This is a genomic window from Streptomyces sp. NPDC023573 (assembly GCF_055559735.1).
In genome coordinates this window covers 850750-877316 of record NZ_JBVHKB010000002.1, presented here as the reverse complement: position 1 = coordinate 877316, position 26567 = coordinate 850750, and the positions used below count along the sequence as shown (strand labels likewise).

26 protein-coding genes and 1 pseudogene are annotated in these 26567 nt (G+C 70.6%); 9 read left to right on the top strand and 18 right to left on the bottom strand.

Annotation, left to right across the window (positions count from 1 at the left end; genetic code table 11):
- The first annotated feature begins 227 nt into the window (after positions 1-227).
- Both ACZ32T_RS10710 and ACZ32T_RS10705 read left to right on the top strand, forming a co-directional pair.
- Positions 228-635 carry a YciI family protein gene (locus tag ACZ32T_RS10710; RefSeq protein ID WP_467366283.1) on the top strand — a complete coding sequence of 136 codons (408 nt, stop codon included), beginning with the start codon at positions 228-230 and terminating at the stop codon, positions 633-635.
- Between the two features lie 8 nt (positions 636-643).
- The gene (locus ACZ32T_RS10705) at positions 644-1801 is read left to right on the top strand and encodes an RNA polymerase sigma factor (protein WP_467366281.1); all 1158 of its coding nucleotides are present in this window, start codon (positions 644-646) and stop codon (positions 1799-1801) included.
- A 9-nt stretch (positions 1802-1810) separates the two neighbouring features.
- Here the strand turns inward: ACZ32T_RS10705 and ACZ32T_RS10700 are convergent, their stop codons facing one another.
- The 4 genes from ACZ32T_RS10700 to ACZ32T_RS10685 are packed head-to-tail and all read right to left on the bottom strand — an operon-like array spanning position 1811 to position 5489.
- Positions 1811-2479 carry a response regulator gene (locus ACZ32T_RS10700; protein WP_467272881.1) on the bottom strand — a complete coding sequence of 223 codons (669 nt, stop codon included), beginning with the start codon at positions 2477-2479 and terminating at the stop codon, positions 1811-1813.
- Positions 2476-3741, bottom strand: coding sequence for a sensor histidine kinase (locus ACZ32T_RS10695; protein WP_467366279.1), 1266 nt, complete (start codon positions 3739-3741; stop codon positions 2476-2478). Before ACZ32T_RS10695 ends, ACZ32T_RS10700 begins: the two co-directional genes overlap by 4 nt.
- Before the next feature lie 36 nt (positions 3742-3777).
- The gene (locus ACZ32T_RS10690) at positions 3778-4566 is read right to left on the bottom strand and encodes an ABC transporter permease (RefSeq protein WP_467272876.1); all 789 of its coding nucleotides are present in this window, start codon (positions 4564-4566) and stop codon (positions 3778-3780) included.
- Positions 4563-5489 carry an ATP-binding cassette domain-containing protein gene (locus tag ACZ32T_RS10685; protein ID WP_467366277.1) on the bottom strand — a complete coding sequence of 309 codons (927 nt, stop codon included), beginning with the start codon at positions 5487-5489 and terminating at the stop codon, positions 4563-4565. The genes ACZ32T_RS10690 and ACZ32T_RS10685 overlap by 4 nt, the downstream gene beginning before the upstream one ends.
- 212 nt (positions 5490-5701) lie before the next feature.
- Here ACZ32T_RS10685 and ACZ32T_RS10680 point away from each other — a divergent pair, with 212 nt between their 5' ends.
- Positions 5702-6256: a GNAT family N-acetyltransferase gene (locus ACZ32T_RS10680; RefSeq protein WP_467366275.1), complete on the top strand. Its 555-nt coding sequence runs from the start codon at positions 5702-5704 to the stop codon at positions 6254-6256.
- Positions 6257-6274: 18 nt separating this feature from the next.
- Here the strand turns inward: ACZ32T_RS10680 and ACZ32T_RS10675 are convergent, their stop codons facing one another.
- From ACZ32T_RS10675 to ACZ32T_RS10635, 9 genes and pseudogenes are all read right to left on the bottom strand, one after another.
- Positions 6275-7837 (bottom strand): type IV secretory system conjugative DNA transfer family protein, encoded by a 1563-nt coding sequence (locus ACZ32T_RS10675; protein ID WP_467366273.1) that lies wholly within the window; start codon positions 7835-7837, stop codon positions 6275-6277.
- A 1-nt stretch (position 7838) separates the two neighbouring features.
- On the bottom strand, positions 7839-9257 hold the full coding sequence (locus ACZ32T_RS10670) for an ATP-binding protein (RefSeq protein WP_467272869.1): 1419 nt from the start codon (positions 9255-9257) through the stop codon (positions 7839-7841).
- Between the two features lie 18 nt (positions 9258-9275).
- Positions 9276-10826, bottom strand: coding sequence for an SCO6880 family protein (locus tag ACZ32T_RS10665; protein WP_467272867.1), 1551 nt, complete (start codon positions 10824-10826; stop codon positions 9276-9278).
- On the bottom strand, positions 10823-12160 hold the full coding sequence (locus ACZ32T_RS10660) for a hypothetical protein (protein WP_467366271.1): 1338 nt from the start codon (positions 12158-12160) through the stop codon (positions 10823-10825). The genes ACZ32T_RS10665 and ACZ32T_RS10660 overlap by 4 nt, the downstream gene beginning before the upstream one ends.
- Positions 12150-13019: a DUF8175 domain-containg protein gene (locus ACZ32T_RS10655; RefSeq protein ID WP_467366269.1), complete on the bottom strand. Its 870-nt coding sequence runs from the start codon at positions 13017-13019 to the stop codon at positions 12150-12152. The genes ACZ32T_RS10660 and ACZ32T_RS10655 overlap by 11 nt, the downstream gene beginning before the upstream one ends.
- Before the next feature lie 187 nt (positions 13020-13206).
- On the bottom strand, positions 13207-13515 hold the full coding sequence (locus ACZ32T_RS10650; protein ID WP_015610155.1) for a hypothetical protein: 309 nt from the start codon (positions 13513-13515) through the stop codon (positions 13207-13209).
- Between the two features lie 370 nt (positions 13516-13885).
- Positions 13886-14533, bottom strand: coding sequence for a ribonuclease FAU-1 family protein (locus tag ACZ32T_RS10645; protein WP_467366267.1), 648 nt, complete (start codon positions 14531-14533; stop codon positions 13886-13888).
- A pseudogene (locus ACZ32T_RS10640) lies at positions 14530-14748 on the bottom strand (aldo/keto reductase); the annotation flags it as partial. The pseudogene ACZ32T_RS10640 and the gene ACZ32T_RS10645, both read right to left, overlap by 4 nt.
- A gap of 215 nt (positions 14749-14963) precedes the next feature.
- Positions 14964-17540: a polysaccharide lyase family 8 super-sandwich domain-containing protein gene (locus tag ACZ32T_RS10635; protein WP_467366265.1), complete on the bottom strand. Its 2577-nt coding sequence runs from the start codon at positions 17538-17540 to the stop codon at positions 14964-14966.
- A 121-nt stretch (positions 17541-17661) separates the two neighbouring features.
- Between ACZ32T_RS10635 and ACZ32T_RS10630 the strand changes: the two genes are divergently transcribed.
- The gene (locus ACZ32T_RS10630) at positions 17662-18291 is read left to right on the top strand and encodes a class I SAM-dependent methyltransferase (protein WP_467366263.1); all 630 of its coding nucleotides are present in this window, start codon (positions 17662-17664) and stop codon (positions 18289-18291) included.
- A 364-nt stretch (positions 18292-18655) separates the two neighbouring features.
- Positions 18656-19960: an alpha/beta hydrolase gene (locus tag ACZ32T_RS10625; protein WP_467366261.1), complete on the top strand. Its 1305-nt coding sequence runs from the start codon at positions 18656-18658 to the stop codon at positions 19958-19960.
- On the opposite strand, the gene ACZ32T_RS10620 is transcribed toward ACZ32T_RS10625, so the two are convergent.
- Positions 19894-20871, bottom strand: a complete 978-nt coding sequence (locus tag ACZ32T_RS10620; protein WP_467272852.1) for an SDR family NAD(P)-dependent oxidoreductase — start codon at positions 20869-20871, stop codon at positions 19894-19896. The genes ACZ32T_RS10625 and ACZ32T_RS10620 overlap by 67 nt on opposite strands.
- Before the next feature lie 98 nt (positions 20872-20969).
- Between ACZ32T_RS10620 and ACZ32T_RS10615 the strand changes: the two genes are divergently transcribed.
- Positions 20970-21635 (top strand): TetR/AcrR family transcriptional regulator, encoded by a 666-nt coding sequence (locus tag ACZ32T_RS10615; RefSeq protein ID WP_467366260.1) that lies wholly within the window; start codon positions 20970-20972, stop codon positions 21633-21635.
- Positions 21636-21813: 178 nt separating this feature from the next.
- Here the strand turns inward: ACZ32T_RS10615 and ACZ32T_RS10610 are convergent, their stop codons facing one another.
- Genes ACZ32T_RS10610 through ACZ32T_RS10600 form a run of 3 tightly spaced genes read right to left on the bottom strand, consistent with a single transcriptional unit; the run spans position 21814 to position 23077 of the window.
- Positions 21814-22041 (bottom strand): DUF397 domain-containing protein, encoded by a 228-nt coding sequence (locus ACZ32T_RS10610; protein ID WP_467272848.1) that lies wholly within the window; start codon positions 22039-22041, stop codon positions 21814-21816.
- Positions 22034-22222, bottom strand: coding sequence for a DUF397 domain-containing protein (locus ACZ32T_RS10605; RefSeq protein ID WP_467272846.1), 189 nt, complete (start codon positions 22220-22222; stop codon positions 22034-22036). Before ACZ32T_RS10605 ends, ACZ32T_RS10610 begins: the two co-directional genes overlap by 8 nt.
- Positions 22223-22231: 9 nt before the next feature.
- Positions 22232-23077 (bottom strand): helix-turn-helix domain-containing protein, encoded by an 846-nt coding sequence (locus ACZ32T_RS10600; protein ID WP_467272844.1) that lies wholly within the window; start codon positions 23075-23077, stop codon positions 22232-22234.
- Between the two features lie 205 nt (positions 23078-23282).
- Between ACZ32T_RS10600 and ACZ32T_RS10595 the strand changes: the two genes are divergently transcribed.
- Positions 23283-23747 (top strand): ATP-binding protein, encoded by a 465-nt coding sequence (locus ACZ32T_RS10595; protein WP_467366258.1) that lies wholly within the window; start codon positions 23283-23285, stop codon positions 23745-23747.
- A gap of 317 nt (positions 23748-24064) precedes the next feature.
- A complete protein-coding gene (locus tag ACZ32T_RS10590) occupies positions 24065-25144 on the top strand; it encodes a WD40 repeat domain-containing protein (RefSeq protein WP_467272840.1) in 1080 nt (359 codons plus the stop codon).
- Between the two features lie 46 nt (positions 25145-25190).
- Here the strand turns inward: ACZ32T_RS10590 and ACZ32T_RS10585 are convergent, their stop codons facing one another.
- A complete protein-coding gene (locus ACZ32T_RS10585) occupies positions 25191-25601 on the bottom strand; it encodes a VOC family protein (RefSeq protein ID WP_467366256.1) in 411 nt (136 codons plus the stop codon).
- 259 nt (positions 25602-25860) lie between these two features.
- Here ACZ32T_RS10585 and ACZ32T_RS10580 point away from each other — a divergent pair, with 259 nt between their 5' ends.
- The gene (locus ACZ32T_RS10580; protein ID WP_467272836.1) at positions 25861-26415 is read left to right on the top strand and encodes an RNA polymerase sigma factor; all 555 of its coding nucleotides are present in this window, start codon (positions 25861-25863) and stop codon (positions 26413-26415) included.
- Positions 26416-26567: the final 152 nt, after the last annotated feature.

The window sequence follows — 26567 nt, the reverse complement described above, 5'->3', positions numbered from 1 at the left end:
ACTGCAGGGGGGACCCTGTGGGAGAGTAGGACGCCGCCGAACAAATATTACGGACTAGCCCCGTGCCCTTGTGGCACGGGGCTTTTCTGCGTTCAAAGCCCGTCACTGACAGTGACGGAAGGGTCGTTCAGAAAAGTTTGGCCCGCGATGTCGAGAACCCGTGCCTGGCTTCGTCCCCGTAGTGAAGGCGACCACAATGGGGTCGCACCAGCATCGAGGAGAACGCAATGGCCAAGTACCTGCTGCTCAAGCACTACCGTGGCGCCCCGGCTGCGGTCAACGACGTGCCGATGGACCGGTGGACGCCGGAGGAGATCTCGGCCCACGTGCAGTACATGAACGACTTCGCGGAACGGCTGGAGAAGACCGGGGAGTTCGTCGACGGTCAGGCGCTCGCCCCCGAGGGGGCCTGGGTCCGTTACGACGGCGAGGGGCGGCCGCCGGTCACCGATGGTCCGTTCGCGGAGACCAAGGACCTCATCGCGGGCTGGATGATCATCGACGTGGACAGCTACGACCGTGCCGTCGAGCTGGCCGGGGAGCTGTCTGCCGCGCCGGGGGCGGGCGGCAAGCCGATCCACGAGTGGCTTGAGGTGCGCCCGTTCCTCACCGCGCCTCCCACCATCACGGAGTGACGTCACCGATGGACGAGGTTCTGCTCAGGAGCCTCACGCCGGGTGTGCTCACCGTTCTCGTCCGCCGCGGAGCTGATTTCGCGGCGGCCGAGGACGCCGTTCAGGAGGCTCTGGTCGAGGCCTTGCGGGTCTGGGCGGCCGACCGTCCGCGCGACCCGAAGGGCTGGCTGGTCACGGTCGCCTGGCGTAAGTTTCTCGATGCGGCCCGGGCGGACAGCGCCCGCCGCCGGCGTGAGGATCGCGTCGAGGAGGAGCCGGAGCCCGGGCCGGCGCGGGCGGTGGACGACACGCTCCAGCTCTACTTCCTGTGTGCGCACCCGTCGTTGACCCCGGCTTCGGCGGTCGCGCTGACGCTGCGCGCCGTCGGTGGGCTGACCACCCGGCAGATCGCCGAGGCCTATCTGGTGCCCGAGGCGACCATGGCGCAGCGGATCAGCCGGGCCAAGCGCACCGTGTCGGGGGTGCGGTTCGACCAGCCCGGCAACGTGGCCACGGTGCTGCGCGTGCTGTATCTCGTCTTCAACGAGGGGTACTCCGGTGATGTCGACCTGGCCGCCGAGGCGATCCGCCTCACCCGGCAGCTCGCCGGCTCGGTCGACCATCCCGAGGTCGCGGGGCTGCTGGCCCTGATGTTGCTCCACCATGCCCGGCGTGCGGCCAGGACCGCGCCCGACGGGGCTCTGGTGCCGCTCGCCGAGCAGGACCGGGGGCTCTGGGACACCGAGTTGATCGCCGCCGGGGTGGAGATCCTGCAGGCGGCCCTCGCCCGTGACCGGCTGGGGGAGTACCAGGCGCAGGCCGCCATCGCGGCGCTTCACGCGGACGCGCAGGCTGCCGAGGAGACCGACTGGGTGCAGATCGTCGAGTGGTACGACGAGCTCGCACGCCTGACGGACAGCCCTGTGGTTCTGCTGAACCGTGCGGTGGCCGTCGGTGAGGCCGACGGACCGCGTGCCGGCCTGGCGGCGCTCGACGGGCTGGACAGGTCGAGCGGGGGAGACTCCGTCCCCCGCTACACGGCGGTGGCGGCGTACCTCCACGAGCGTGACGGCGATCCGGCCACGGCCGCACGGCTGTACGCGGAGGCGGCCCTGAAGGCGTCCAACCACGCCGAGCGGGACCATCTGACGCGCCAGGCCGCCCGGCTCAACCGGACTCAGCCGTGAAGGGCGCGATCACCGCGGGTTCACCATGCGGGTGTCGTACGCCAGGATGACGGCCTGGACGCGGTCCCGGGACCCTGTCTTGGCGAGGATGCGGGTGACGTGTGTCTTCACCGTCGATTCGGCGAGGTGGAGGCGTTCGGCGATCTCGGTGTTCGTCCAGCCCTGCCCGATGACCGTGAGGATTTCTCTCTCCCGCTCCGTCAGCGACGTGATGCGCGGGTCTCCGTGGACAGGGTTGTCGCCGGGTGCGGCCGGCAGGTGGTGCACATAGGCGTCCAGGAGCCGGCGGGTGAGGCTCGGGGCGACGACCGCGTCCCCGCTCGCGACTGCGCGGATGCCGGAGAGGAGTTCCTCGGGCAGGGCGTCCTTGACGAGGAAGCCGCTCGCGCCGGCCCGCAGGCCGTCGTAGGCGTACTCGTCCAGGTCGAAGGTCGTCACGATGAGGACCCGGGTGCGGGCCCCGGAGGTGACGATGCGGCGTGTGGCCTCGATGCCGTCGAGTCCCGGCATCCGGATGTCCATGAGCGCGACGTCCGGTTGGTGGCGGGCGACCAGGCCCACGGCCTCCGTGCCGTTGGCCGCTTCACCGACGACGGTCATGTCGTCCTGGCTCTCCAGCAGCATGCGGAAGCCGAAGCGCTGCATGGCCTGGTCGTCGGCGATGAGTACCGTGGTCACGGCGGTGTGTCCTCCAGGGGAAGGCGGAGTCGGGTCTGCCAGCCGCCGGCGGGGAGCCGACGCGATTCGAGTGTGCCGTTGTAGAGCGAGGCGCGCTCGCGCATTCCGCTGATGCCCCGTCCGTGACCGGGGCTTTTGCTTTCCGGGGCCCGCGGCCCTCCGCCGGAGTCCGTGGTCCGTACCTCCAGGCCGGTCGGCGTGTAGGTGAGGACGACCTCGGCGGTGGCCTCGGGACCGGCGTGTTTCAGGGTGTTGGTGAGGGATTCCTGGACCACGCGGTAGACGGCGAGTTGGTGTCCGGGCGAGGCGGGGGCGGACGGTGGGGTGCCGTGGACCGTGAGCCGTACGGGCAGTCCCGCTTCCCGTACGCCGGTGAGCAGGGTGTCCAGGTCGGCGAGTGAGGGCTGGGGCGCCAGGTCGGCGGCCGGGGCGGGTTCGCTCAGGACGCCCAGTACGCGCCGTAGTTCGGCGAGTGCCTGCCGGCTCGTCGTGCCGATGGCTTCGAGGGCCTGGCCGGCGCGTTCCGGGTTCTTGGCCGCGGCGTAGGAACCGCCGTCGGCCAGGCCCGTGATGACGGAGAGGTTGTGACCAATGATGTCGTGCATCTCGCGGGCGATACGGGCGCGTTCGGCGGCGGCCGCGAGCTGGGCCTGCTGGTCACGTTCGCGTTCGAGCCGGTGGGCGCGTTCGACGAGGGCCTCGGTGTAGTCGCGGCGGGTACGTACCACGATGGCGAGCAGTGTGACGAAGACGAATCCCCAGAGGTAGGAGACGAGTTGCCGGTCTGCGGTGCCGGGGATCAGGACAGCTCCGGTGGCGGCGGGCAGGCACAGCAGCAGACCTGCCCGGGCCAGCGTCCTGAACGGCAGCCGGAGGGCGATCGTGTACGCGGGGATGAGCTGGAGCAGGGCGGCCTGGACGACGGCGCCCGTCCAGATGTTCAGCAGGGAGACCGGGGCCATCAGGACGAGTACGGCCATCGGCCGGCGGCGGCGCCACAGCAGGGGGACGGAGAAACACAGGCTCATCAGGAGGACCAGCGGCTCCGGCGCCTCCACGTTGCGGGCGACAGTGCGCCAGCCGCCGGTGCTGTAGTCGAGCACGGCGACGACGACCCAGAAGCCGGTGACCACCGTGTCCCAGAGCATCGGCCGGCGGCGGTCGAGGGCGCGGAGCCGTTGCAGCAGTGCCTGGATGTACAGGGTCAGCGACGCCGTCCCCGGGGCCGGGCGCCCGGAGTAGGGGTCCTTGTCGTCACCCACCCTGTCCGTCCTCCGTCCGTCCGCCCGTGCTCACCGTCACGCGTCCCTGCGGCGCAGGACGACCGCGCCCGCGCCGAGTGACGCTCCCGCCCACAGGCACAGGGCGAGCAGAGCCGCGCCGGTGCTCGCGGCGTCCGGGAGCGGGGTCGCCGAGCCGAGCGCTCCGGCGGCCTGGGTCGGGAAGTACTTCAGAGCGCTGTCCACGGCATCGTACGGAAGTACGCCGAGAACCTCGGGCAGGATCAGGACACCGCCGATGTACGCCCCGATGCTGCCGGGTACGGAGCGGAGGGTGGCGCCGAGGCCGAGACCGATCAGGCTGAGCAGGGTGATGGCGACGGCGGTGCCCGCCACGGCACCGAGGGTGCCCGGATCGGTGAGCCCAGCGGCCTTGTCGGTGTCGCCCAGGAAGAGCTGGGCGGCGAGGAATGTGGTCAGCGCGGTGGCGAGCATCGAGAGGAAGGCGACGACGGTGAACACCGCGCTCTTGGCCCACAGGACGGGAAGCCTGCGCGGTACGACGGTGAGCGAGGCACGGATCATTCCGGTGGAGTACTCGCCGGCCGTGACGAGGATGCCGAGGACCGCGAGGCACATCTGGCCCAGTTGGGTGCCGTAGAGGACCAGGACGACGGTGTCGATGTCGGCGTCGCCGCCGCCCGATGTGTACGTGGCGCCCATGATCAGCCCGATCCCGAGCACCAGCGCCGCCGCCGACAGGAGGGTGATCCAGGTCGAGCGCAGGGACCAGAGTTTGTGCCATTCGGAGCGCAGGACGTGGCGCGGGGTGAGGCGGTACGGGGAGGGCGCCGTGGCGGTGGTCATGCGAGGGCTCCGGTCGTGGGTGCGGTGGTCCGGTATTCGACGGATTCCTGGGTGAGGTCCATGAAGGCCCGTTCCAGGGAGACGGTCTGTGGTGTGAGTTCATGGAGCGGGACGCCGTGTTCGGCGGCGGTACGGCCGATGTGGGCGGCGTCGGTGCCGTGGACGGTGAGCTCGTCGGTGGCACCGGTGGTGATCCGCACACCGGGACCGGTGAGCAGGGTGCGCAAGACGCCGGCCTGCGGGGTGACGACCTTGACCGAGGCGCCGCCCGCCGCGCGGACCAGTTCGCCGACGGTGGTGTCGGCGAGGAGCCGGCCGCGGCCGATGATGACGAGGTGGTCGGCGGTGAGCGCCATTTCGCTCATGAGGTGGGAGGAGACGAGGACGGTCCGGCCCTCCGCGGCGAGGGAGGTGAGCAGGGTGCGGATCCAGAGGACGCCTTCGGGGTCCAGTCCGTTGACCGGTTCGTCGAGGATGAGGGTCGCCGGGTCGCCGAGGAGTGCGGCGGCGATGCCGAGGCGCTGTCCCATGCCGAGCGAGAAGCCCTTGATCCTCTTGTGGGCGGCTCCGGTGAGGCCGGCCAGCTCCAGGACGTGCTCGACGCGACGGCGGGGGATGCCGTGGGTGTGGGCGAGGGCCATGAGGTGGTTGAAGGCGGTGCGCCCCGGATGGACCGACCGGGCTTCCAGGAGGGCCCCGACCTCGGTGAGCGGTGCGGGGTGGGTGGTGTAGGCGTGGCCGCCGATGGTGGACCGGCCGCCGGTCGGGGCGTCCAGTCCGAGCAGCATGCGCATGGTGGTCGACTTCCCGGCTCCGTTGGGTCCGAGGAAGCCGGTGACGGTGCCCGGGTGGACGGTGAAGTCCAGGCCGTGGACGACGGTTCTGTCCCCGTACCGCTTGGTGAGTTCGTATGCCCTGATCATGTCGTCGACGCTACGGAGCGGGCGGGTGGCGGTCGTCCGACCGCGGGCTGGACGTGGGGCCGGCCGTAGTACCGGGGTACGACGGGGGGTGGGCGGGTGGTTCCGCGGCCGAGGAGTCCGTCGAGTCGGCCGGGAACGCCCTGCCGTTGGGCGGCTGAGAGGGGCGCGGTATCTCGTTTGCCGTGGTGGGGGCGGCAGGGCACGATCGGCGGATGGACTATGTCGTACGTGCGGTGCGGGCGCAGGAGTGGGAGCGGGCCAGGGAGATCCGGCTGGCGGCACTGCGGGACCCGGTCGCCTCGATCGCCTTCCTGGAGTCGTCCGAGCAGGCCCTGGCCAAACCCGATGTGTTCTGGCAGGAACGGACGGCGAGTGCGGCCGAGGGGGCGCACGTCCGTCAGTTCGTCGCCGAGGCTCCGGACGGGCAGTGGGCGGGGACGGTGTCGGTGCTCGTCGAGCGGCCGGCGGGCGAGCCGGGGTTCGGGGAGGCCGCAGAGGTCGATCAGGCCCACCTGGTGGGGGTGTTCGTGCGGCCGGAACACCGGGGGAGCGGGGTGGTGGACGCGCTGTTCCGCGAGGCGATCGACTGGGCCTGGTCGCTGGACGGGCCGCCGCTGGAGCGGGTGCGGCTCTACGTCCACGAGGCCAACGCGCGTGCCGAGGCGTCCTACCGGCGGATCGGCTTCGTCCCCACGGGGCGGACGCTGCCGATGCAGGGTGATCCGGATTGCCTGGAGCTGGAGTTCGAGATCCGTCGGCCGCAGTAGGGGCGGCTTTCGTCACGGTCAGGCCGGGCCGGGTGCCGACAGGCGATCCCGCCAGCGGGCACGGGCCTGTTCCTCGGAGCGGAGCGACACCAGGGCGGGCATCCCCTGGGACCGGCCGGAGAGAAGCAGGTCCGGGAGCTCGGGGAGCGGAGCCACGGCGGCGACGTCGTCGAGGACGAGCGCCATTGGTGGGTCGAGCCGACCGTCGGTTGACCGTGCGGCCATGCGGCGGCCGTGCTCGACCACGTGCGAGGTGAGTGCGGTGAGCAGGGGCATCGCACCGGGATGGTGGTGAGGATCCTCGATGGGTTCACCCACCACATAGAGCGTTCCCCCTTCGTCTGCAAAAGAATCCAGTAGGAGCGCATCAGCCCGGTTGGGTGTGCACGCATCCCGGATGTGGACCGAGGAGAGCGCCTCGAAGGCCCGTACGGTCAGTTCCTGGGCCATGTCCCGGCGTTCGGGATAGGCGGTGAGCGAGGACTCCAGGAGCCCGGCGAGCCCGGACGCCGCCTTGGGGTGCGTACGGAGCACACGGACCGGCTCGTGGGCGCCGGAGCCGGAGGCCCAGCGGTGGACCTGGCGGAAAGGGCGGCCGTCCACGGCGGCGGCGTGCAGCCAGCACCGGAGGAGGGTCTGGGCGGTGTCGGCGACGGCCGCGTCGGCTCTGGCCAGGGGGCGGACCGGGGTGAGGAGGGCGGTCGCCCGGGAGCCGGCGGTGGCGGGGTCCTCGCAGCCCGCGACGGGGGACCAGTGGAGGCGGTCCGGGGTGTCGCAGAGGTGGCCCGGGTCGTAGACGAGGACCGGGCCGAGCTTGCTGCGGGCGTCCTTCGTCTCGGCCCAGACGGTGGGGTCCGAGGTCACGACGAGTGCGGGGCCGTCGGCGTCCCGGATGGCCTGGACGACGGCGGGGCGGCGGGTGGCGGAGGCGCCGTAGACGATGTGCGGGGCACGGGGCGTAGGGACCAGCGGGGCGGACTCGCGCGCGTACGCGGCGAAAGCGGGCTCCTGCGTGCGTGGGGCGGGGGCCGCTTCCACGGGGGCCGCTTCCACGGAGGCCGCTTCCACGGGGGCCGTTTCCACGGGTGAGGGGGCGGGTGCGGGCGCCCGGGGTGCTGCCTCGGTGGGCGTCGCTCCCCGTGTGGGCTCCTGGGCCGCCGGGCCTGTGCGTACGGGCGCCCGGGCAGATTCGTACGCTGCCGCGCGCCTCTGTTTCCGGACCAGCCGCCAGCGGGCCACCACACCCACCGCGAACACGGTCAGGACCAGCAGCACCATCACCTCACCGATGAACAGGCCCCAGAACAGCCCGTACCCGGAGAGCTCGCCCGGCGGGGTGTCCGGCCAGGCACCCGGCAGATCCGTCGGCTCGACGGCCAGGGCGCGCAGCGCCAGGGGTGTCCGCGGGAACGAGACGCCGTCCGGCCAGCCTCCGTGGGCGAACAGCCCGGCGAGGCCCGTGGCCGTCCAGGCCAGGACCGTCAGCCCGAAGAGGAAGGCCAGCAGGCCGATCAGCAGCCCGTCCGGGACACCGCCCTGGCCCTCGCCGCGCCCCGAACCGGATGGTGCCTGGCGTGCCATGTCATGCCACCGTTGACTCGGACGACTCGTTCAGCCGTTGCTGGTGCTCGATCCGCGCCGCCCGCTGCTCCGCCTCGAGCTCCGCGGCCCGTACGTCCTCGGGGAGGAGGTCCACCGCGGAACCCTCGGTCATCGCGCGGTCGGTGAAGACCAGGGGGCGTTCCGCCTCGGTGATCAGGTGCTTGACGACCTGCACGTTGCCGTTGACGTCCCATACGGCGATGCCCGGGGTCAGCGTCGGGATGATCTCGACCGCCCACCTGGGCAGGCCGATCACCTTGCCCGTCGCTCTCGCCTCGTCCGCCTTCTGGGCGTAGATCGTGCGGGTGGAGGCCATCTTCAGGATGGCCGCCGCTTCCTTAGCCGCGGCTCCGTCGACGACGTCGCTGAGGTGGTGCACGACGGCGACGAAGGACAGCCCGAGCCGCCGGCCGAACTTCAGCAGGCGCTGGAAGAGCTGCGCCACGAAGGGCGAGTTGATGATGTGCCAGGCCTCCTCGACCAGGAAGATGCGCTTCTTCCGGTCGGGCCTGATCCAGGTGTGCTCCAGCCAGACACCGACGATCGCCATGAGGATCGGCATCGCGATGGAATTCCGGTCGATGTGCGAGAGGTCGAAGACGATCAGCGGCGCGTCGAGGTCGATGCCGATCGTGGTCGGGCCGTCGAACATGCCGCGGAGGTCACCGTCGACGAGCCGGTCCAGGACGAGGGCGACGTCCAGGCCCCAGGCCCGTACGTCGTCTATGTCCACGTTCATCGCTTCGGCGGACTCGGGCTTGGGGTGGCGCAGTTGCTCCACGATGTCCATCAGGACCGGCTGCCGGTCGACGATGGTGTCGTTGACGTACGCGTGTGCGACCTTGAGGGCGAAGCCGGACCGCTCGTCGAGGCCATGGCCCATGGCGACCTCGATGATCGTACGGAGCAGGGCGAGCTGGCCCGTCGTGGTGATCGACGGGTCGAGCGGGTTGAGCCGGATGCCGTCGTTCAGCGCGGCGGTCGGGTCGAGGCGGATGGGCGTGATGCCCAGCTCCTCGGCGATGAGGTTCCACTCGCCGACGCCGTCCTCGCCCTGGGCGTCCAGGACGACCACCTGGCGGTCGCGGAAGCGGAGCTGGCGCAGCACATAGGTCTTCTCCAGTGCCGACTTGCCGTTGCCCGACTCGCCGAGCACCAGCCAGTGCGGGGCGGGCAGCTGCTGCCCGTACAGCTGGAACGGGTCGTAGATGTAGCCCTTGCCCGAATACACCTCACGCCCGATGATCACGCCGGAGTCGCCGAGGCCGGGCGCGGCGGTCGGCAGGTAGACGGCCTGGGCCTGGCCCGTCGACGTACGCACCGGCAGCCGGGTCGTCTCCACGTTGCCGAAGAGGAAGGCGGTGAAGGCATCCGACAACGCGGACAGCGGATCTCGCATGGCGTGACTGCCCTCTCGTTAGCGACGGATGCCGGTGGCGAACGGCAAGGTGTTCACAAAGGCTCGATGGTGCTCACGGTCGCACCACTCCAGCTTGAGATACGACTTGCCGGCCGAGGCCCGGATGGTCCGCTTGTCGCGGGCGAGTGCCTCGGGGGACCGGGACGACACGGTGATGTACCCCACCAGATTCACCCCGGCCGCGCCGCTCGCCAGATCTTCACCCCGCTGGTCGAGCCGGCCGTGGGCGGCGATGTCGCGCGGGTCGACCGTGCGGTTCATCTTGGCCTGGCGGCTGGCCTCGGCGTCGTCGTTGGTCTTCTCCGTGAGCATGCGCTCGATGGCGATCTCGGTGGGTTCGAGGTCCATGGTGACCGCGACCGTGCGGATCACATCGGGCGTGTGGACGAGGAGGGGGGCCAGGAAGTTGACGCCGACGGGAGTCATCGGCCATTCCTTCACCCAGGCCGTCGAGTGGCACCAGGGGGCACGGGTCGTCGACTCGCGGGTCTTGGCCTGGAGGAAGGTCGGTTCCACCGCGTCGAGTTCGGCCGGCCAGGCGTTGCGCTTCGTCATCGCCTGGATGTGGTCGATGGGGTGGTCCGGGTCGTACATCGAGTGCACGAGGGAGGCCAGCCGGCTCTGGCCCAGCGGCTGGCGGACCCTGATGTCCGCCTCGGCGAGGCGGGCGCAGATGTCGGTCAGCTCGCGCGCCATGACGACGGCGAGCCCCGCGTCGCGGTCGATCTTGCGGCCGCCCTTGGGGCGTACGGCGCGGGCCATGGCGTTGGCCTCGGCCGCCAGGTCACGGCTGTAGTGCATGCAGGCGACGAGGTAGGCGCGGTGCTGCTCGCTGGAGGTCGACACCATGGACTGGAGCTGGTCGTAGGACTCCTGGAGCCAGCCGGGCGCCGACCTGTCACCGCGCTGGGCGACGTCCTTGGCGTGGGCGTCGGGGTCGGCGGGCAGCGTACGGGCCAGCATCTGGAGGCGCGTCACGAAGCCGTCGCCGTTGGCCACGTGCTTGAGCAGGGTGCCGAAACGGTCGACCAGGGCCTCCTGGTCCTCGCTGTCGCGCAGGCCGACCCCGGGGCCCTCGATCTCGATGGCGGCGGTGACCGTACGCCGGTCGGCGTGCAGCAGTACGGCGATCTCGTCGGGGCCGAACGGCGCGGCGAGCCAGCTGATGCGGCCGATGCCGGGCGGCGGCCCGATCTCCACCTCACGGCCGTCGGCGCTGACCCCGGCCTCCATCGCGGAGGAACGGTAGGCCGTGCCGCGGCGCAGGGTGCGCTTGAAGCTGCGGTTGATCTCGAACCATTTGTAGAAGGTGCGGCCCTTGTAGGGGAAGTACACGACGGCCAGGGCCAGCATGGGGAAGCCCACGAGTGTGACGATCCGGAGGGAGAGGACCGGGACGAGAAGTCCGCTCATCATGCCGAGGAACGCTCCGGCGATGATCAGCGCGATCTCGCCCGTTTCACGGTTCTTGCCGACGATCGCGTTCGGCCGGGCGCGGCCGATGAGATACGTACGGCGGGGCGCGATCGTGTGGGACTGGGTCGTCAACGCCCTCCACCTCCTGTGCTCGTGTTACCTGTGCTGCCTGAACCGCCTCGGGGGGAGCGGCTGCTGTGAGGGGTGCCGGAGGTGGGTCCGGACCCGCTGCGGGGCGAGGGCGCGGAGCCGCCTCCGCCGGAGGTACGGGTGCTGTGGGCGGCGACCCCGCCGCTGACCGGGTTGGCGGGCCGGGCGCCTCCGCCTCCGCCGCCTCCTTCGCCTCCGCCTCCGCCACGGCCGCTGTGCGTCTTGATGCCCTGGGAGACGAGAGCGGCGGGCGAGCTGATCATCGCGGCGGCCTGGGAGCCGTCGGTGGCCTGCTTGCGGTTGGTGCGCGCGCCCTGGATCTCGTCGCCGAAGCCGGGGACGAAGCGGTAGATCATGGCGGAGGCGAAGATGGCCAGCAGGATGATGGAGAGGCCGGAGACCACGGCCGAGAAGGCGTTGGGCCCGTCGTCGGCGGAGAGGGCTCCGGCGAGCCCGAGCACGATGACGATGACGGGCTTCACCATGATCACGGCGATCATGATGCCCGCCCAGCGGCGGACGTGGCCCCACATGTTCTTGTCGACGAGCCCGGAGTACACGACGACGCCCAGCAGGGCGCCCACGTAGAGCAGGGCGGCCCGGATCACGAGCTCGAGCCAGAGGATGCCGGCGGCGAGGATCGACACGAGCGAGACGACGATCAGCATGATCGGGCCGCCACCGATGTCGTCGCCCTTCTTCAGCGCCTCGGCGAACGAGCCGAAGAAGACATCGGTCTGCCCGCCCGTCGCCGCGGAGATGACCTCGGAGACCCCGTCGGTGGCCGACACGACCACGTACAGGATGAGCGGGGTGAAGGCGGAGGCCAGGACCGTGAGCCAGAGGAAGCCGAGGGCCTCGGAGGCCGCGGTGGTGAACGGCACGCCGCGGATGGCGCGCTTGGCCACGGCGAAGAGCCACAGGACCAGGGTCAGGATGCTGGAAGCGGCGAAGACGATGGCGTACTGGGCGCGGAAGGTGGAGTTGGTGAAGTCGACGGTCGCTGTGCTCTCCACGGCCTTGCTGAGCTCGCCGATGAGGTACACGGCGGCGTCGGCGCAGCCGCGGGCGAGGGAGCTGAGGGGGTCGAGGGCGTCGTCGGGGGTGGAGGGTGTGCTGCGGGGTGCTGCGCCGCCGCCATCGCAGTAGTCGCGTGCTGGGCCTGCGATCAACTCGCATGGGTCGCCGCTGCCCGACGGTGACGGTGTGGGGCTTGGCTCTGCTGCGGCTCGCGTTGCCAGCAGGAACAATGACGCTTGGACGCCTGCGAACACGGCCAAGACGGACCGCATGCGCTCTCGAGGGCTACCGGGCATAGGTGAACCCTCCGTACTGCTCGACTGCATCAGCGATCTCATCTGACCCGGAGACAGGGTTGTCACCCGAAACCGGCGTCGGCCCTTCCTTCTGCCCGGTTTCCAGAACCTTCCAGTCCGTCCCATCCCACTTCAGAGTCATGGAGACGGTGAACCAACCGTTCGTTACCGGCTTGGTGGAATCGTCGCCGGTCAAGCCGAACAGGCCGACGCACCAGACATCAACCTGGGCTGTGCTCGCTGAGTAGCTCTTTACTTTCGTACCCGCTGGGAGAGTGCGGTTGACGAACGTCGATCCCGCCGGGGCGCGCCCGTCAGCGTTGAGACCGATCTGTGCTGCGAACTGCTCCGTGTAGTCGGCATCGAAGCCTGCCTGAAGCGCGTCGAGTTTGCTGGCGTCGGCGATCGACTGGACGATGCTGTGCCGCTGCGCGTTGTTGAACATGCCGTCCGACCCCAGCGCCACCGCGTAATTCGCCGCAGCGCTCTGCGCCCCCTGCTCGTCGCGCGCGAAGCCCGAGGCGATCGTGCCGTTCTTGCCCTGGACCGGCTTCGTGCCCGTCGCGGCCGTGGGGCCCGCGCCCGCCGCTTCCGACTTCTTCTCGCTGCCGCCGCCGTTCGACCCGCTGCCCCCGCCCTGGTTCGCGAACGCGATCGCCGCGACCAGGAGGACCACCACACCCACCACCGTGATCAGCGAGCGGGAGTTCCGGGCGGGCCTGCGGCCGTAGCCGTCGCCCTCGTCACCGCCGGGCAGACGCGTGCGGGTCTGGCGCGTCCCGCCGAGGGTGCTGTACGCGTCGTCCGGGTGGCCCCCCGGCTCGTTGCCGCCGTAGCCGCGCTCGTCGCCCTGGCTCATGCCGCGTACGCCCCCTCAGCCGTGTGCGGTTCCGCGTGGTACGACCGTAGTGGTGCTGGTTGCCGCGTGGACGCGGTGTGGTGACTCGACATCAGGGAACGCAACCTCTGCCGGTGGGCGCGACGGACGGATGGTGTGGGTGGACGGGACAGGGGGCCCGGTGGCAGGGCGGCCGACTGACCGCCGGTCAGACAGCCATGCCGTACACGATGGTGAACAGCGTGCCCAGCGATCCGATGATGAAGACGCCGGTCAGCCCCGCCACGATCAGGCCCTTGCCCTGTTCCGCGCTGAAGGTGTCGCGCAGCGCCGTCGCCCCGATGCGCTGCTTCGCCGCACCCCAGATCGCGATGCCGAGACAGAGCAGGATGGCGATCGCCATCACCACCTCGATCATGATGCGCGCCTCGTTGCCGAGGGTCCCGAACGGCCCCCAGTTCGGGGCGATTCCGCCGATGATGGTGGTGATGTCGCCCTTTTCAGCTGCCAGGATCATGTAAGTCACCGCCCCTGTTGGGTAGTTCGCTTCCCGCGCCGTGCGACACGGGTCGGTCTCTATCTTCGCTGATGAAACCGGCATCGCACGACGCCTTCCCGGGTCTCTTTACCCGGATCTCGCACGTTTGACCGGAGAAGCCGCCCTGACCTGCGGCTCGCGTCGGGATCTGCCTGCATATGCATGGTTACTCTGTGTATCACGCGGTGTGACGGCTAGCAACGACGGTGGCCATGGTTCCGGATGCGGACGATGCGTTCACGGGCCGGTGGGCATTCGTACGCGCTGTTCGAGAGCCGTGTGTGCGCCGGTGGCTTCCGGCCGACGCGTCGTCAGGCGCCGTACGTGGAAGCTCTCGCGGCCTCCCCTCTCAGAGCACGGTGCGTAGGGGCGCCGGTCCCCGGGCCGGGGTTCTCCAGTGGGACGGTGGCTTGAAGTCGCACCAGGTGCCGTCGAACGGGAACGTCCCCGACTCGGCGAGGCGGGCCACACGTTCCCCCTCGGTGCGGATCGCCACCGCCTCCGCCGCCGACCAGTACGCGGGGTGCCCGGTCTTCTCGGCGAACGACCGCTCGTCCTTCCATCGCCAGCTGCGGTCCGCCGCCACGGTGATGTCCAGCTCGTGGTCCTTCACGTCGATGTCGTCGCCGTGATGGGACCGGTGCTCAAGATTCACGTACCAGCCGGCGAACTTCTGTCTCCGCCCGAAGAACCAGAACACCGCGTGGCCGCCCCCGGCCGGCTGGTGGATGAGCGCGCTCCCCATGCGCCACCGGCCGGCCTTCGCCGGATAGCCGTGGGCCGGCCGGTGCTCGGGCGCGATGTCCCGGAGGTGGGCCCCGCGGGGCAGGTCCGTACGCCACATCGGGGTGCCGGTCTCCAGCCACACCGACTGGCCCTCGTCCGTGCGTTCGACCAGCCGTACGGGTACGGAGGAGCTCAGGTGACCGCCGATGAAGAGATTCCAGCGCAGGACCCGCCCGGCCTCCGCCCCGCGCCCGTCCCCGGCCCCGCTCATGACGCGAGGAGGCGCAGGTTTTCGGGCGTGAGCCGCAGCGCCCCGGCGGCCACGTTCTCGGCGAGGTGGTCCGGGTTGCCGGTGCCGGGGATGGCGAGGACGTGCGGCCCCTGGTGGAGCGTCCAGGCCGGACGTACCTGCGCGGGTGTCGCCCCGCGGCGGCCGGCGACGGTCAGCTCCGCCCCGCTCCGGTCATCGCCCGATCCCTCCCCGGCGCGGCGCAGGACCTCCAGCGCACGGGCGCGGTCGCTGGGAGTTCCGTCGCCGAAGGCCGCGCCGTTCTGCGGGAGGCGCATCGAGCCGAAGCCCAGGCGGTTGACCGTCAGGTGTCCGAGTTTCCAGGTGCCGGAGGCCGACGCGTCGATCGTTTCCGATGGTGAGGGCATCAGCGGATTCTTGCACTCGCCGTGCGCCGGAGGTCCTGTTCCGGTCAGGGCCTCTCGGTCAGGGTCGCCGTGAAGCTCCGCCCGTAGGCCTGGTGCGTGGTGACGTCGACGCGGGTGCCGCCGGGGACATGGCGGACACGGACGCCGGTGTCGGCCGAGACGTGTCGCAGGGGCCGGCCGTGGAGGGTGACCGAGACGGTGCGCCGCTTCGTCGTGGGGTCCGACACCGCGATGGCGTACGTGCCGCCTCCGGTCCGGCGCAGCAGCACCGACGCCGGGCCGTCGATCGAGAGGCGTCCCGCGTGGTGCGTCCCCGGGGTGAAGGCGTTGGCGGCGGTGATGCCGAGGCGGGCGTGTACGGCGGCCTGGAGGCGGACCGTGTTGGACAGCACGGAGAGCGGGCCGTGGGCGTACGAGGACAGCTGCTGCGGCGAGGCGTTCGGGACGAGGGCGTGTGCCGTCGCGAGGGGGCGGCCCCCGGCGGCCTGCTCGTAGGAGAGTGTGAAGAGCTGTTTGGTCACTGCCGTGTCCGCGTTGGTGAGCCGTACGAGACGCCGGCTGCGCGTGACCGTGCCGAGCGCGACGACCGGGGCGGGACCGGACAGGAAGACGTAGCCGACCGCGGTTCCCTGCCCTTCGTCGGCGTACCGCAGCCAGGCCGGCGGCGCGGTACCGGCGGTCTGCCAGGGGGATCCGTCGCGCAGGGCGCCCGTGACGGTGACGGGGGAGGAGGGGTCGGCGATGCGGCTGTCGACCGTCGTGGTCACCGCGCGGCCGGCCAGGCCGGTCACGCCCGCGGAGAGGACGAGGATCTCGTCGTCGAACATGAGCCACGACCTGGTGGCGCCCGCCGCCCGGTAGGCGACGAAGTCCGCAGGGAGGACGCCCGCCTGCTGGGCGGCGTACGCGGCGTCGTCGGACTGCACGAATCCGGCGACCCCGTACGCGCCGAGGCGGGCGCCGCCGGAGAACGCCTGGGTGGCGCGGGGGAAGTAGACGTACGTGTTCTGGGACTCGGAGGACGAGGTGAAGCCGCGCTCCGGATTGTCGTACCAGAGGGTGCCGTAGAGCTCGGGGACGGTACGCCTCGTCTCGACGGGGGCGGTGACGCCCGCGAGGCGGTGGGGCGGGACGGCGGTGAAGTAGTCGATGCCGAAGGCCTGCCGCTGGTCCACGCCGGAGAGATAGAGGTAGTGGGCGCCGTCGCCCTGGAACCAGGGCATCAGGTTCTCGCCGCTCATGTACTCGTACTTGCTGACGCGTTCGGAGCTGCGGGCGAGGGCGAAGGCGTAACCGGGCCTGCGGTGCACGGTGCGGTCCATCGCGTTGAACGCGCTGTGGGAGGCGGTGGGGCCGAGGTCCCGGGCGGGCACGGGCGAGGCCACGATGTCGGCGTAGCGGGCGATGCTGACGGGCGAGACGAAGGACGTGGGGTCGAGGGCGACCTTCGAGGTCCCCCGCACGTGTTTGACGTACCCCTGGAGGTCTTCGGCGTCGCTGCCCGAGGTGTGCGCGGAGAGGTCGACGACGGCCTCCATGACGGCGGCGACGTCCGCGTATCCCGTGCCGGTCCGGGAGACCGCCCGCCCCTTGACGATCTCCATCATCCAGCCTTCGAAGATCAGCGGGGCGAAGCCGTCGGCGACCCAGCCCCGCACGATGCCGACAAGGCTGTCGTCGGGGAGGTAGCCGGTGCCGTCGAGGATCTTGACGGTCTGGACGATGCGGGTGAGCAGCCCCTTGCCGTAGGAGCCGGTGTACGCGACGGAGGAGTGCTGGACGAACGAGCCGTCGGCGTAGAAACCGTCGGTGACCCCGTGGCGCGGCTGGTACGGGTCGATCGTCGAAAAGACGGTCAGCTGGTCGGCGAGGGCCTTGGTGATGCGGGCCCCGTCACCGAGCAGGGCGCCCTGGAGGACCCGGTTCGTCGTGATGTCGGCGAGATTGGCGCCGGTGTGGAAGCGGGAGTCGAGATCGACGTCGCCGTCCTTGCCGTTGCGGAGGTACGCGTCCATGGAGGCGATGTACGTCGCCGGGAGCTCCGGCCGGTACGCCGCGATCTCCTCCCTGAGCAGGACCAGGGTCTTGGTCACATACGCCGGGATGCCGATCTCCCAGTGGAACCAGTTGCCGTAGTAGCCCTTCGACTGGTCGCCGAACCAGCCGTCGTGGAGGCGGACCAGGCCGTCGACGACCCGGCGCCGGACGGCCGTGTCGTCGTCCTGCGGTCCGGCGGCGCCGAGGAGGCGGGTGGCGAGGGCGATCTCGTAGAGGTGCTGGTACGAGGTGCTCAGGGCGGAGTCGCTGGTGCCGAGCGGCAGGCCCTCGAAGAGCTCGTCCGGCCCGGCGCCGTCCATCGCGGCGAGCCGGGCCAGCGCCGTCGCCCGCAGTGAGGCGAGTTTGGGGGCGACCTCGGGGCGGGCGTTGGACTCGGCGGTGCCGGCGAACACCGCGACGGTGTTGGTGAGCAGGGCGTCCGGGTCCCTCTCCGGGGAGCCGGGCGCCTCCCGGGAGGCAGTGGTGCCGCGCCCGGGAGCGGCCTCGGCCCGCAGGCTCCGGGACAGTGCCCAGAGCGTGGCGGCGGGGATCACGGACAGTGCGGAACGACGCGAGAACTCCACCAGTACGCTCCAAAGTCCGGCCCGTAAGCGCTTGTTCCCCCGGCGCCCAGCCAAGCAACGGCCTTCGGGCGATGTCAACGGCCCGGACCGTTTGTCGGTGCCCGGTGTTAGCTTCCCTTCCGTGGCGGGACACCAGGACAGGACCAGGACGGCCTACGACGGGGTCGTCGAGCTCTACGCGTCGATGTTCGCCGACCGGCTGGAGACACAGCCGTTCGCGCGGTCCATGATCGGCACCTTCGCCGAGCTCGTACGCGGGACGGGGAACCTGCGGACGGCCGACGTCGGCTGCGGGCCGGGCCATCTGACGGCCATGCTCAGCGAGCTGGGGCTGGACGCCTTCGGGCTCGACCTCTCCCCGGGCATGGTCGACCACGCCCGGCAGGCCCATCCGGCCCTGCGGTTCGACCAGGCGCGCATGGAGGACCTGCCGGTCGAGGACGGCGCGCTCGGCGGTGTGCTGGCCCACTACTCGATGATTCACACCCCGCCCGGCGAGCTGCCCGCGATGCTCGCCGAGCAGGTCCGTGTACTGGCGCCGGGCGGTCTGCTCATGGCGTCGTTCTTCGGTACCGAGGGGCCCGGGCCCGTCCGCTTCGACCACAAGGTGGCGCCGGCCTACAGCTGGCCGGTGGAGCAGTTCGCCGAACTGCTCACCGGCGCCGGGGTCACACCGTTCGCCCGGCTGCTCTTCGATCCCGCGTCCGAGCGGGGCTACCTCGACACCCACGTGCTCGCCCGCCGCCCGTGAAGCCGCGCACCGCCGCCGCTGCTGCGGACCCTTAGGGGCGAACTCCAGGGTCTTGCCGGATGTCGGGGGCCGCCCATGCGGACGATGCTCGATGCCTCGGACAAGGTGAGGGGTTGCTGTGATGGGCGGTCATGCGTCGGGATTACGGAAGCGAGGGCGGTCGCACCTCGCCTGGGGTGCGGTGCTGGCCGTAGCGGTCAGCTTCACCGGCGTGGAAGTCGCGAGCGGGGCTCCAGGCCCCGGGGAGGCCGGGGCGGCGAGTACGGGGCGGGTGCCGCCCGGGCCGGCCGGGGCGAGCGCGCACATCCGGTGGAAGCCGTGCCAGACCGATGCGTCGGCGGAGTGCGGGGCACTCTCGGTGCCGGTGGACTGGCATGAGCCGGACGGGGTGCGCTTCGACCTCCAGCTCGCGCGGCGTAAGGCCATGGACCCGGGCGCGCGGGTCGGCTCCATGGTGTTCGGGCCGGGCGGGCCCGGAGACTCGGGCGTGAGCCGGATCGTGGACGAGGGCAACATGGGCCGGTTCAGCGACCACCTCCGGAGCCGGTTCGACATCGTCAGCTTCGATCCACGCGGCGTGGGGCTCAGCAACCCGGTCCTCTGCTCGCAGGAGCTCCTGGACAGGCGTCCGTCGCCGGTCATGAGGAGCCAGGCCGACTTCGACGCCACGGCGACGTACAACCGTGAACTGCGCGCGGACTGCCGGAAGAACACCGAGAACGGGCTCTTCGACCACGTCGACACCCTCAGCACGGTGAAGGACCTCGACGCGGTCCGCGCGGCCCTCGGCGAGAAGTCCCTCACCTTCCACGGCAGTTCGTACGGCACGCTGCTCGGCGAGCAGTACGCGGAGGAGTATCCGAAGCGGGTCCGGGCCATGGCTCTGGAGGGTGTGGTGGACCACAGCCTGGGCACCCGGGCGTTCCTCTCCACCCAGGCCGCCACGCTCCAGGACTCCTTCGACGAGTTCGTGGCATGGTGCGCACGGACCGAGAGCTGCGCCCTGCACGGCTCGGACGTCCGGGCCCTCTGGGCGGACCTGCTGGAACGCGCCGAGCGGGGGGAGCTGGCGGCCGACGGTAAGGCGCTGACTCCGTTCGACCTCAACGTCGTGGTGATGAAGCGGCTGTACGACCCCGAGTGGAGGAGGCTGGGCACATTCCTCCACGGGATGGCGGAAAGCGGACCGGGGGCGGCGCGAGCGACCGTGACGGCCGGGGCCGGCCCCGCACCCGGGCTCGGGGAGAACGCCTTCGAGATCTTCTGCCAGGACTGGAGTCTGCCGGTCCGTGGCTACCAGGAGTACGCACGGGAGCTGCGCCGCGTCAGCCGGATCGCCCCGGACATGAAGTACCCCCGCTCCCTGATGTCCGTCTCCGCCTGCCTCGGCGCGCCCGGACCGGACAACCCTCAACACCGGCTGAAGGTGCGGGGCAGCAGGCCCCTCCTGCTCACCAACTCGCTCCACGACCCGGCGACCGGCTACAACTGGGCGGCGGAAGTGGCGAAGCAGCTCGGCGACAACGCGGTACTGCACACCTACGAGGGCTGGGGCCATGGCACGTACACCAGCAGCCGCTGTGCGCAGGAGATGATCGACGCCTACCTGATCTCGCTGACGGTCCCGCCACGCGGAGCCAGGTGCCCTGCGGTCGAGCCGGTGGCGTGATTGACCGCTTCACCGCACGGAAACGTCACCCCGGTGAGCTCCTCGGATACGGCCCACAGGCGCCGCTGGACGGCCTGGTCGTGGGAGTCGGGGCTGGAGGTGACCAGCTTCGGGTAGCCGCGGATCTCTCCCCGGTTGCCGGGGCCGTAGTACTGGCTGCCGGTGACGGCCGGATCGGTGGCTGCCCGCAGGGTGGGCAGGGCGCCCATCTCCGCCTTTTGAGTGAGCAGCGGCGCGAGCCAGGTGACGGGCACCCGGAGCGCGGCGGGTGCGTTGCGCATGAGTTCGGTGTGGGACACGCCGGGATGGGCGGCTGCCGCGATCGTGGTGCCGTGCGGTGCGAGCCGGCGCTGCAGTTCGTACGTGAACATCAGATTGGCGAGTTTGGACTGGCCGTAGGCGGCGGTGCGGCTGTACGAGCGCTCCCACTGCAGGTCGTCGAAGTGGATGGCGGCCCGGATGCGGTGGCCGGTGCTGCTGACCGTGACGACGCGGGAGCCGGGGACGGGCAGTAGTCTGTCCAGCAGCAGACCGGTGAGGGCGAAATGGCCCAGATGGTTGGTGCCGAACTGCAGCTCGAAGCCGTCGGCGGTGGTCTGCTTCGGGGTGTACATCACGCCGGCGTTGTTGATCAGCAGGTCGATGCGCGGGTGGGCCGCGCGCAGGTCGGCCGCCGCGGACCGGATCGAGTCCAGGGACGTCAGGTCGAGGGCCTGGACGGTGACGTCGCCGTTGATGCGGGCGGCTGCCTGCTTGCCCTTCGCCGTGTCGCGGACGGCCAGGACCACCGCCGCCCCGCGCCCCGCGAGAATCCGGGCGGTCTCGAAGCCCAGCCCGGTGTTGGCGCCGGTCACGATCGCCACCCGTCCGCGCTGGTCGGGGATGTGCTGCTCGGTCCAGCTGCCGTTCATGACGCACTCCTAAAGAACCGTCGGTCTGTTATGGGTAAACTTAAAAGACCGCCGGTCTCATGTCAAGAGACCGGCGGTCTTCAAGCTAGGCTGAGGGTGTGACATTCCAGCGGGCGCGAAGCGAGGAGCAGCGGGAGATCCGCCGCCGGGCGATCCTGGACACGGCGGCGGCGATGCTCGACGAGATGCCCGTGGCCGAGGTGAGCCTCAACGAGCTCAGCCGGCGGGTGGGTCTGGCCAAGTCGAACGTCCTGCGGTATTTCGAGTCGCGCGAGGCGGTGCTGCTCGAACTGCTGGACGTCTTCCTGGAGAGCTGGCTGGCCGAGCTGGCGGAGGAGCTGGCCGCGGGCATCGAGGCGCACGCGGCACCGGAAGTGCGGGCGGACCAGTTGGCCGAGGTCCTCAGCCGGTCGCTGTCAGCCCGGGTGGTGCTGTGCGACCTCTTCGGCGCGCAGGGTGGCGTCCTGGAGCACAACGTCTCGGTCGAGGTGGTCAAGCGGCACAAGCGTGCCTCCCTGACGCATCTCGCGGCCATGGTCGAGCTCGTACGCAGCCACGTACCCGAGCTCGGCGACGGCGCGCAGCTGTTCTGCCTGATGAGCCTGGTCTCGGCGGGTGCCCTGTCGGCGTACGTCCCGCCGCCGCCCCCTCTCGTGGCCGCCTATGCGGACGAGCCCGCCTTGGGCGTGCTCAATCTTGAGCTGCGTGAGGCTCTCCGGGTATCCTTCACCTCGGCGCTCCTGGGCGTGCTGCCGCGCGCCTGAGCCCTGGCTGGAGGCCCTTGGGGCAGGACCAGCCGGCGCCGGCCGCCGACGCACATGTGACGTCGAGGTCTTCGGCGAACAGGGTGGTGGCACTGATGCCCGTGGGCCGTGCGGGAGCGTTCGCGTCGTGGGCCACAGCTTCAGATGATCTCGTGGCACGGCGTTGCGACGGAAGGGATCAGCCGCCGTCGGGCTCGGCGAAGTGGTCGAACTCGCCCGCCACGACACCCTTGGCGAACGCCTCCCACTTCTGTGCGGTGGTGGTCACCACGGTGCCGGGGTCGCCGGTCTCGCGGAGGTACACGAGGCCCTCCGGCCCGAACGCGATCTCGATCCAGGGGCCGGGGCCCTGCGCGTCCTCGGGGGCGGCGCGGGTCCAGGCGAGGCCCGGGGGAAGGTCAGCCACGGGGGTGGGTTTCCTTGACGCTGCGGATGAGCGCGGCCCAGGCGGTGGGGGTGGCCCGGAGTATCGCGCCGGTGGGGTCGCCGCTCTCGGTGAGGGCGACGGAGATCTGGTCGGCGGCGACGTGTATGCACGAGTTGCCTTGAGCGCAGTAGGACGACTTCTGCCAAGCGAGTGCGGTCATTTTGGTCCCTCACAGGTTCCGGGCGATGGTGTGGACGAAGTCGCGAGACTTCGCGGGTGCGAGTGCGATGGCCTCGATCCGGCGGAGCAGTACGCGGTATTTCTGCAACTGCGCCTCCGCGTCCAGGAAAACAGGGCCGTGTGACTGGTCCAGGTTGACGCTGTCGAGCTCCGGCACGGAGCCGTGGATGTAGTAGATCGATTGTCCTGATCCGGCAAAGGCACCGGCGGAGAACGGAATGACCTGGAGTGCGACATGGGCGAGGTCACTCATCTCCGAGAGGTGATCCAGTTGTTGGCGGGTGACCTTGGGCCCACCGAACTGCATGCGCAGGGCCGCCTCATGGATGACCACATGCTGGGGGGTCGGCGGATCGCGGAAGAGCACGGCCTGCCGTTTGATGCGGAACGAGACGCGGTGCTCGATATCGGGCTGCGACAGCTCGGGCGCGTCCTGGCGGAAGACCTCACGGGCATGCTCCGGGGTCTGAAGAAGCCCGGGGATATGGACGGTGACAGCGGTGTGCAGCCGGCCTGCGTGGTGCTCGATCTCGGCGAGATCCAGCAGTGGCGCGGGCAGGATCTCCCGGTATTCCTCCCACCAGCCGCGTGTGCGGTCGGAGGTCATGCCGCAGAGTGCCTCGGTCAGCCTCTCGTCCGCACAGCGGTAGTGGCGGGCCAGCGTACGGACCCTTTCCGGACTCACGCCTACGCGGCCGGCTTCCATGTTGCTGATCTGGTTCTGTTTCACGCCCAGGAGCTGGCCGGCCTGTGTAGCGGTGAGCCCGGCGCGCTCGCGGAGCTTCCGCAGCTCGCTGCCGAGACGCAGTTGACGGCCTGTAGGGGTGGTCCTCACCGGCCGGATCGCCTCCTTGAACGCCTCGTCACCCACACGGGTGGTAGTTCACTAATTACTCAGATTTCGGTTAATACATTAGCCAGAGCTGGCTACCTTGGAGCTCAGGCCACCCGCCCGGAAGTACCCCGCTCGACGGAGCGGCCTCGTCACCGGGCCATGCGACACGCATATCCCAACGCTCCTCCGTGAACGGAGACTTCCAATGGCTCTGGCCACCGTAACGCCGCCCTGGGCGTACACCTTGCAACTTCCGCAGGATCCCCGTGGGCCCGGAATCGCCCGGGCGACTCTGCGGACCGTGCTCACGGTGCACGGGATGCGGGATCTCATCGACACCGCCGAACTCCTGGCGAGCGAGCTCGTCACCAACGCCTACCGGCACTCCTCGGGCTCGTACTCGCTCCGGCTGTGCGGGGCGGGGCGGGACCGGGTGCGGGTCGGGGTCTGGGATTCCAGCCCGCAGATCCCGGACCCGTTCGGCCGGGGCGGCACTCCGCCCCCGCCTGCGGTTCTCGCGGAGCGCGGGCGGGGGCTGCAACTCGTGCGGGAGTACGCGGACAGCTGGGGTGCGTACCTGATCCGGGGCGGGCTTCCGGGGCAGGGCGGCAAGGTGCTGTGGGTCGAGTGCGCGGGGAAGCCGGAGTGTCACAGGGGTGGCGGCATGTGACACGGGGTGGGGCCGGACGGGATGGATCCGGGTGCGCAGGACGCAGAATTCGTCGTCCTCCGGCATCCGATCAGGTGCGGGAGGGATCTCCGGTTCAAGGCCCTAGCCGTAGGCACATCGGGTCGGCACAATGCGTCTGTGCAGTTACCGACCGCCGCGCCGGCCGTGGGCGCCACGCCGGTGGTCGCGGTCATGGGCCGTTTCCGGGAGCCGGATCAGGCGGAGCGACGCCACATCGTCGGCGACACGCCTTGGGCAGCCGCCCGGCACTCACGCCGAGTGCCCATCCTGTGGGCAGGACACAAAGGGGGCTCGTGATGGATTTCATGTGGCGCGGGAGGAGACGACGACAGGGCGGGCTTCAGGCCGCGAGTCTCGTCCGTACGTGGCCCGGCAACTCCAGCCCCACCGTCGCGATCACGCCCTGTGGCGCGATCGGGCTGTGCGGCGGCGCGGGGGAACCTGTGCGCCTGTGGAACCTCGCCACGGGTGAGTTGTTGCGGGAGCTCGGCACGGACGGCGCCGGTGAGGCAGCTGTGTGGACCGACGGACATCGGGTGCTGGCAAGCGGCGGTGGCAGGGTCGACGTCTGGGACTCGCGCTGGGTCGGACGCCTCGACACCCGCAAGCTCGGCCGGGTGCCGGGGCAGTGGGGCCCGCTTGGTTCCGGATCGAGCGGCGACCGTGGTTCGGTTGCCTTCGACGCGTCGGGCCGACTGACCCTGGGCTGCTGCATGGACCTGGCCGTACGTCAGTGGTCCCTGGGCCAGGGAGCTTGTGTACAGAAGCTCACCGGGCACGGACGCCTGCCTCACAAGGCGTCGCTCAGTCCGGACGGGAAGCGCGCGGTGACGGCCGACCTCTGCGGTGAGATCCGCGTGTGGGACGTGGACGGCGGCACCGGTGCCGCCTTCGGCGGTCCGGACGACTGGGTCAACTCCGTGTGCCTGAGCGCCGACTCCCGGCTCGTCCTCGTCGCGGGGGAGAGCCAGGGCCGGACTCTCTGGACGATGGACGCCGTCACCGGGGAGCTGCTCCGAACCTTCGAGGACGAACGACAGCAGCGTGCGCCGCAGGAAGACGACGACGAGGACCGGTCGTCGGAGGTCCAGGTGGCCCGGCTGTCCATGGACGGGCAGTACGCGGTCAGCGGTGGCGAAGACGGCCTCATCCGTCTTTGGGAGACGGACACGGGCCGCGTCGTACGGGTGCTGGAGGGGCACACCGACAGAGTTTCGGACCTCGCGCTGACTCCCGACAACCGGTATCTGCTGTCGGGAGGCGAGGACGGCACCCTGCGGCTGTGGAGACTCGACTGGCAGGTCGGCGGACCCCCTCGCCAGGATTCCGAGCAACAGGTTCGGGAGGCCACCGTGGGCCGGTGGAAAGTCGGCTGAATCCCCTCCTGAGGACAGGAGGGGCGGCAGTGTCGACGCGTTGCTTTCAGAGGACGACGCCGTCGGGGCGTGACCGGACGGGCGGGAGCCGGGTACGCAGGAGGCAGAATTCGTTGCCTTCCGGGTCGGCCAGGACGTGCCAGCTCTCGTCGCCGGTCTGGCCCACGTCTGCGGGCCTCGCGCCGAGGGCGAGCAGCCGCTCCAGCTCGGCGTCCTGGTCGCGGTCGGTCGCGTTGACGTCGATGTGCAGCGGGAGCTTCCCGGCTCGCGGGTCGCCGCAGGGGCTGAGGACGAGGGTGGGCTGCGGGCCGCCGAACCCTGCGTCGGGCGGCCCGATCTCGATGCTTCCGTCGTCCTCCCGGCCGAGCTCGACGTAACCGAGGACCTCGCTCCAGAACGCGGCGAGCCGCTCGGGGTCGGCGGCGTCGATGACCAGCTCACTGATGCGGCATGCCATGCCGGTCAGTGTAGGCAAGCGCTGGTGACCCGTCCCGGCCCGTTGTCAGCCGGCACCGGGTGGAAGCGCTGACCGGCGCGGCCACGGTGTCCTGTCCGGACATGAATCCTTTTCCCGGCCGGTCCCTCTTATGGGTGTGCGGGTCATCAGGCCGGCACGTCGATGGAGGTTCTCATGACCGTAGTGGTAGTCGCCGTGCTGGTCGCGGCCGTGCTGGTGTGCGGCTGTGTGCTGTTCCTGCGCAGGAAGGCGCGGTCACGTGGCTAGCCGGACGAGTGCCTGGCCCGGCGGGCAGCTCGTCGCGGCAGCACAGAGTGGGGACGAGGCGTCGATCGTCGCGCTCGTCTCCGGCGCGCACCCACATGTGCAGCGCTTCGCGTTCGCCTTGTGCGCGAGCAGCCAGGACGCCGAGGACGCCGCACAGGAAGCCATGATCGTGCTGTTCCGGAAGATCGGAACGCTACGGGCCGCTGGTGCGCTTGCTTCGTGGATGTTCCAGATCGTGCGCAACGAATGTCTGCGGCGGGCGCGGGTCACGCCCCGCCGGTCCCAGCCGGACACCGAGGGGGTCACTTCCTCGGCCGAGGACGATGTGCTGGTCGGACTGGAGGTCGAGCGGGTGGCCGCGGCCATCGCGACGCTTCCCGCCGACCAGCGTCGAGTGCTGATCATGCGTGACGTCCAGGGGTTGCCGGGGAGGGCTGTGGCCAAGGCTGTCGGGCTCAGCATCGCCGCGATGAAGTCCCGTCTGCACCGGGCCCGGTCCGCCGTGCGTGCCGAGTTGGGTGTCCAGCATGAGGGCGTGGCCGGATGAAGAGTCCATCGGGTCCGGGCGGAACGTCGTTCGCCAGCACATCCGTGCCGGTTCACCTGGTGCGGGGAGTCGTCGGGTTCGGGCTGCTCGCCGGGGCGGTCGCGTTGATCCCGGTCGTCGGCCTCTTCGGTCTGTTGCTGGCGCCCATGGGT

What these genes read in the sequence shown, in the direction of transcription:
- ACZ32T_RS10685 (WP_467366277.1), bottom strand. Translation starts at nt 5,489, where the DNA reads ATGATCAGGGCATACGAACTCACCAAGCGGTACGGGGACAGAACCGTC.
- ACZ32T_RS10590 (WP_467272840.1), top strand. Translation starts at nt 24,065, where the DNA reads ATGGATTTCATGTGGCGCGGGAGGAGACGACGACAGGGCGGGCTTCAG.
- ACZ32T_RS10585 (WP_467366256.1), bottom strand. Translation starts at nt 25,601, where the DNA reads ATGGCATGCCGCATCAGTGAGCTGGTCATCGACGCCGCCGACCCCGAG.
- ACZ32T_RS10670 (WP_467272869.1), bottom strand. Translation starts at nt 9,257, where the DNA reads ATGCGAGATCCGCTGTCCGCGTTGTCGGATGCCTTCACCGCCTTCCTC.
- ACZ32T_RS10680 (WP_467366275.1), top strand. Translation starts at nt 5,702, where the DNA reads ATGGACTATGTCGTACGTGCGGTGCGGGCGCAGGAGTGGGAGCGGGCC.
- ACZ32T_RS10650 (WP_015610155.1), bottom strand. Translation starts at nt 13,515, where the DNA reads ATGATCCTGGCAGCTGAAAAGGGCGACATCACCACCATCATCGGCGGA.
- ACZ32T_RS10605 (WP_467272846.1), bottom strand. Translation starts at nt 22,222, where the DNA reads ATGACCGCACTCGCTTGGCAGAAGTCGTCCTACTGCGCTCAAGGCAAC.
- ACZ32T_RS10690 (WP_467272876.1), bottom strand. Translation starts at nt 4,566, where the DNA reads ATGACCACCGCCACGGCGCCCTCCCCGTACCGCCTCACCCCGCGCCAC.
- ACZ32T_RS10620 (WP_467272852.1), bottom strand. Translation starts at nt 20,871, where the DNA reads ATGAACGGCAGCTGGACCGAGCAGCACATCCCCGACCAGCGCGGACGG.
- ACZ32T_RS10645 (WP_467366267.1), bottom strand. Translation starts at nt 14,533, where the DNA reads ATGAGCGGGGCCGGGGACGGGCGCGGGGCGGAGGCCGGGCGGGTCCTG.
- ACZ32T_RS10675 (WP_467366273.1), bottom strand. Translation starts at nt 7,837, where the DNA reads ATGGCACGCCAGGCACCATCCGGTTCGGGGCGCGGCGAGGGCCAGGGC.
- ACZ32T_RS10655 (WP_467366269.1), bottom strand. Translation starts at nt 13,019, where the DNA reads ATGAGCCAGGGCGACGAGCGCGGCTACGGCGGCAACGAGCCGGGGGGC.
- ACZ32T_RS10710 (WP_467366283.1), top strand. Translation starts at nt 228, where the DNA reads ATGGCCAAGTACCTGCTGCTCAAGCACTACCGTGGCGCCCCGGCTGCG.
- ACZ32T_RS10705 (WP_467366281.1), top strand. Translation starts at nt 644, where the DNA reads ATGGACGAGGTTCTGCTCAGGAGCCTCACGCCGGGTGTGCTCACCGTT.
- ACZ32T_RS10660 (WP_467366271.1), bottom strand. Translation starts at nt 12,160, where the DNA reads ATGCCCGGTAGCCCTCGAGAGCGCATGCGGTCCGTCTTGGCCGTGTTC.
- ACZ32T_RS10595 (WP_467366258.1), top strand. Translation starts at nt 23,283, where the DNA reads ATGGCTCTGGCCACCGTAACGCCGCCCTGGGCGTACACCTTGCAACTT.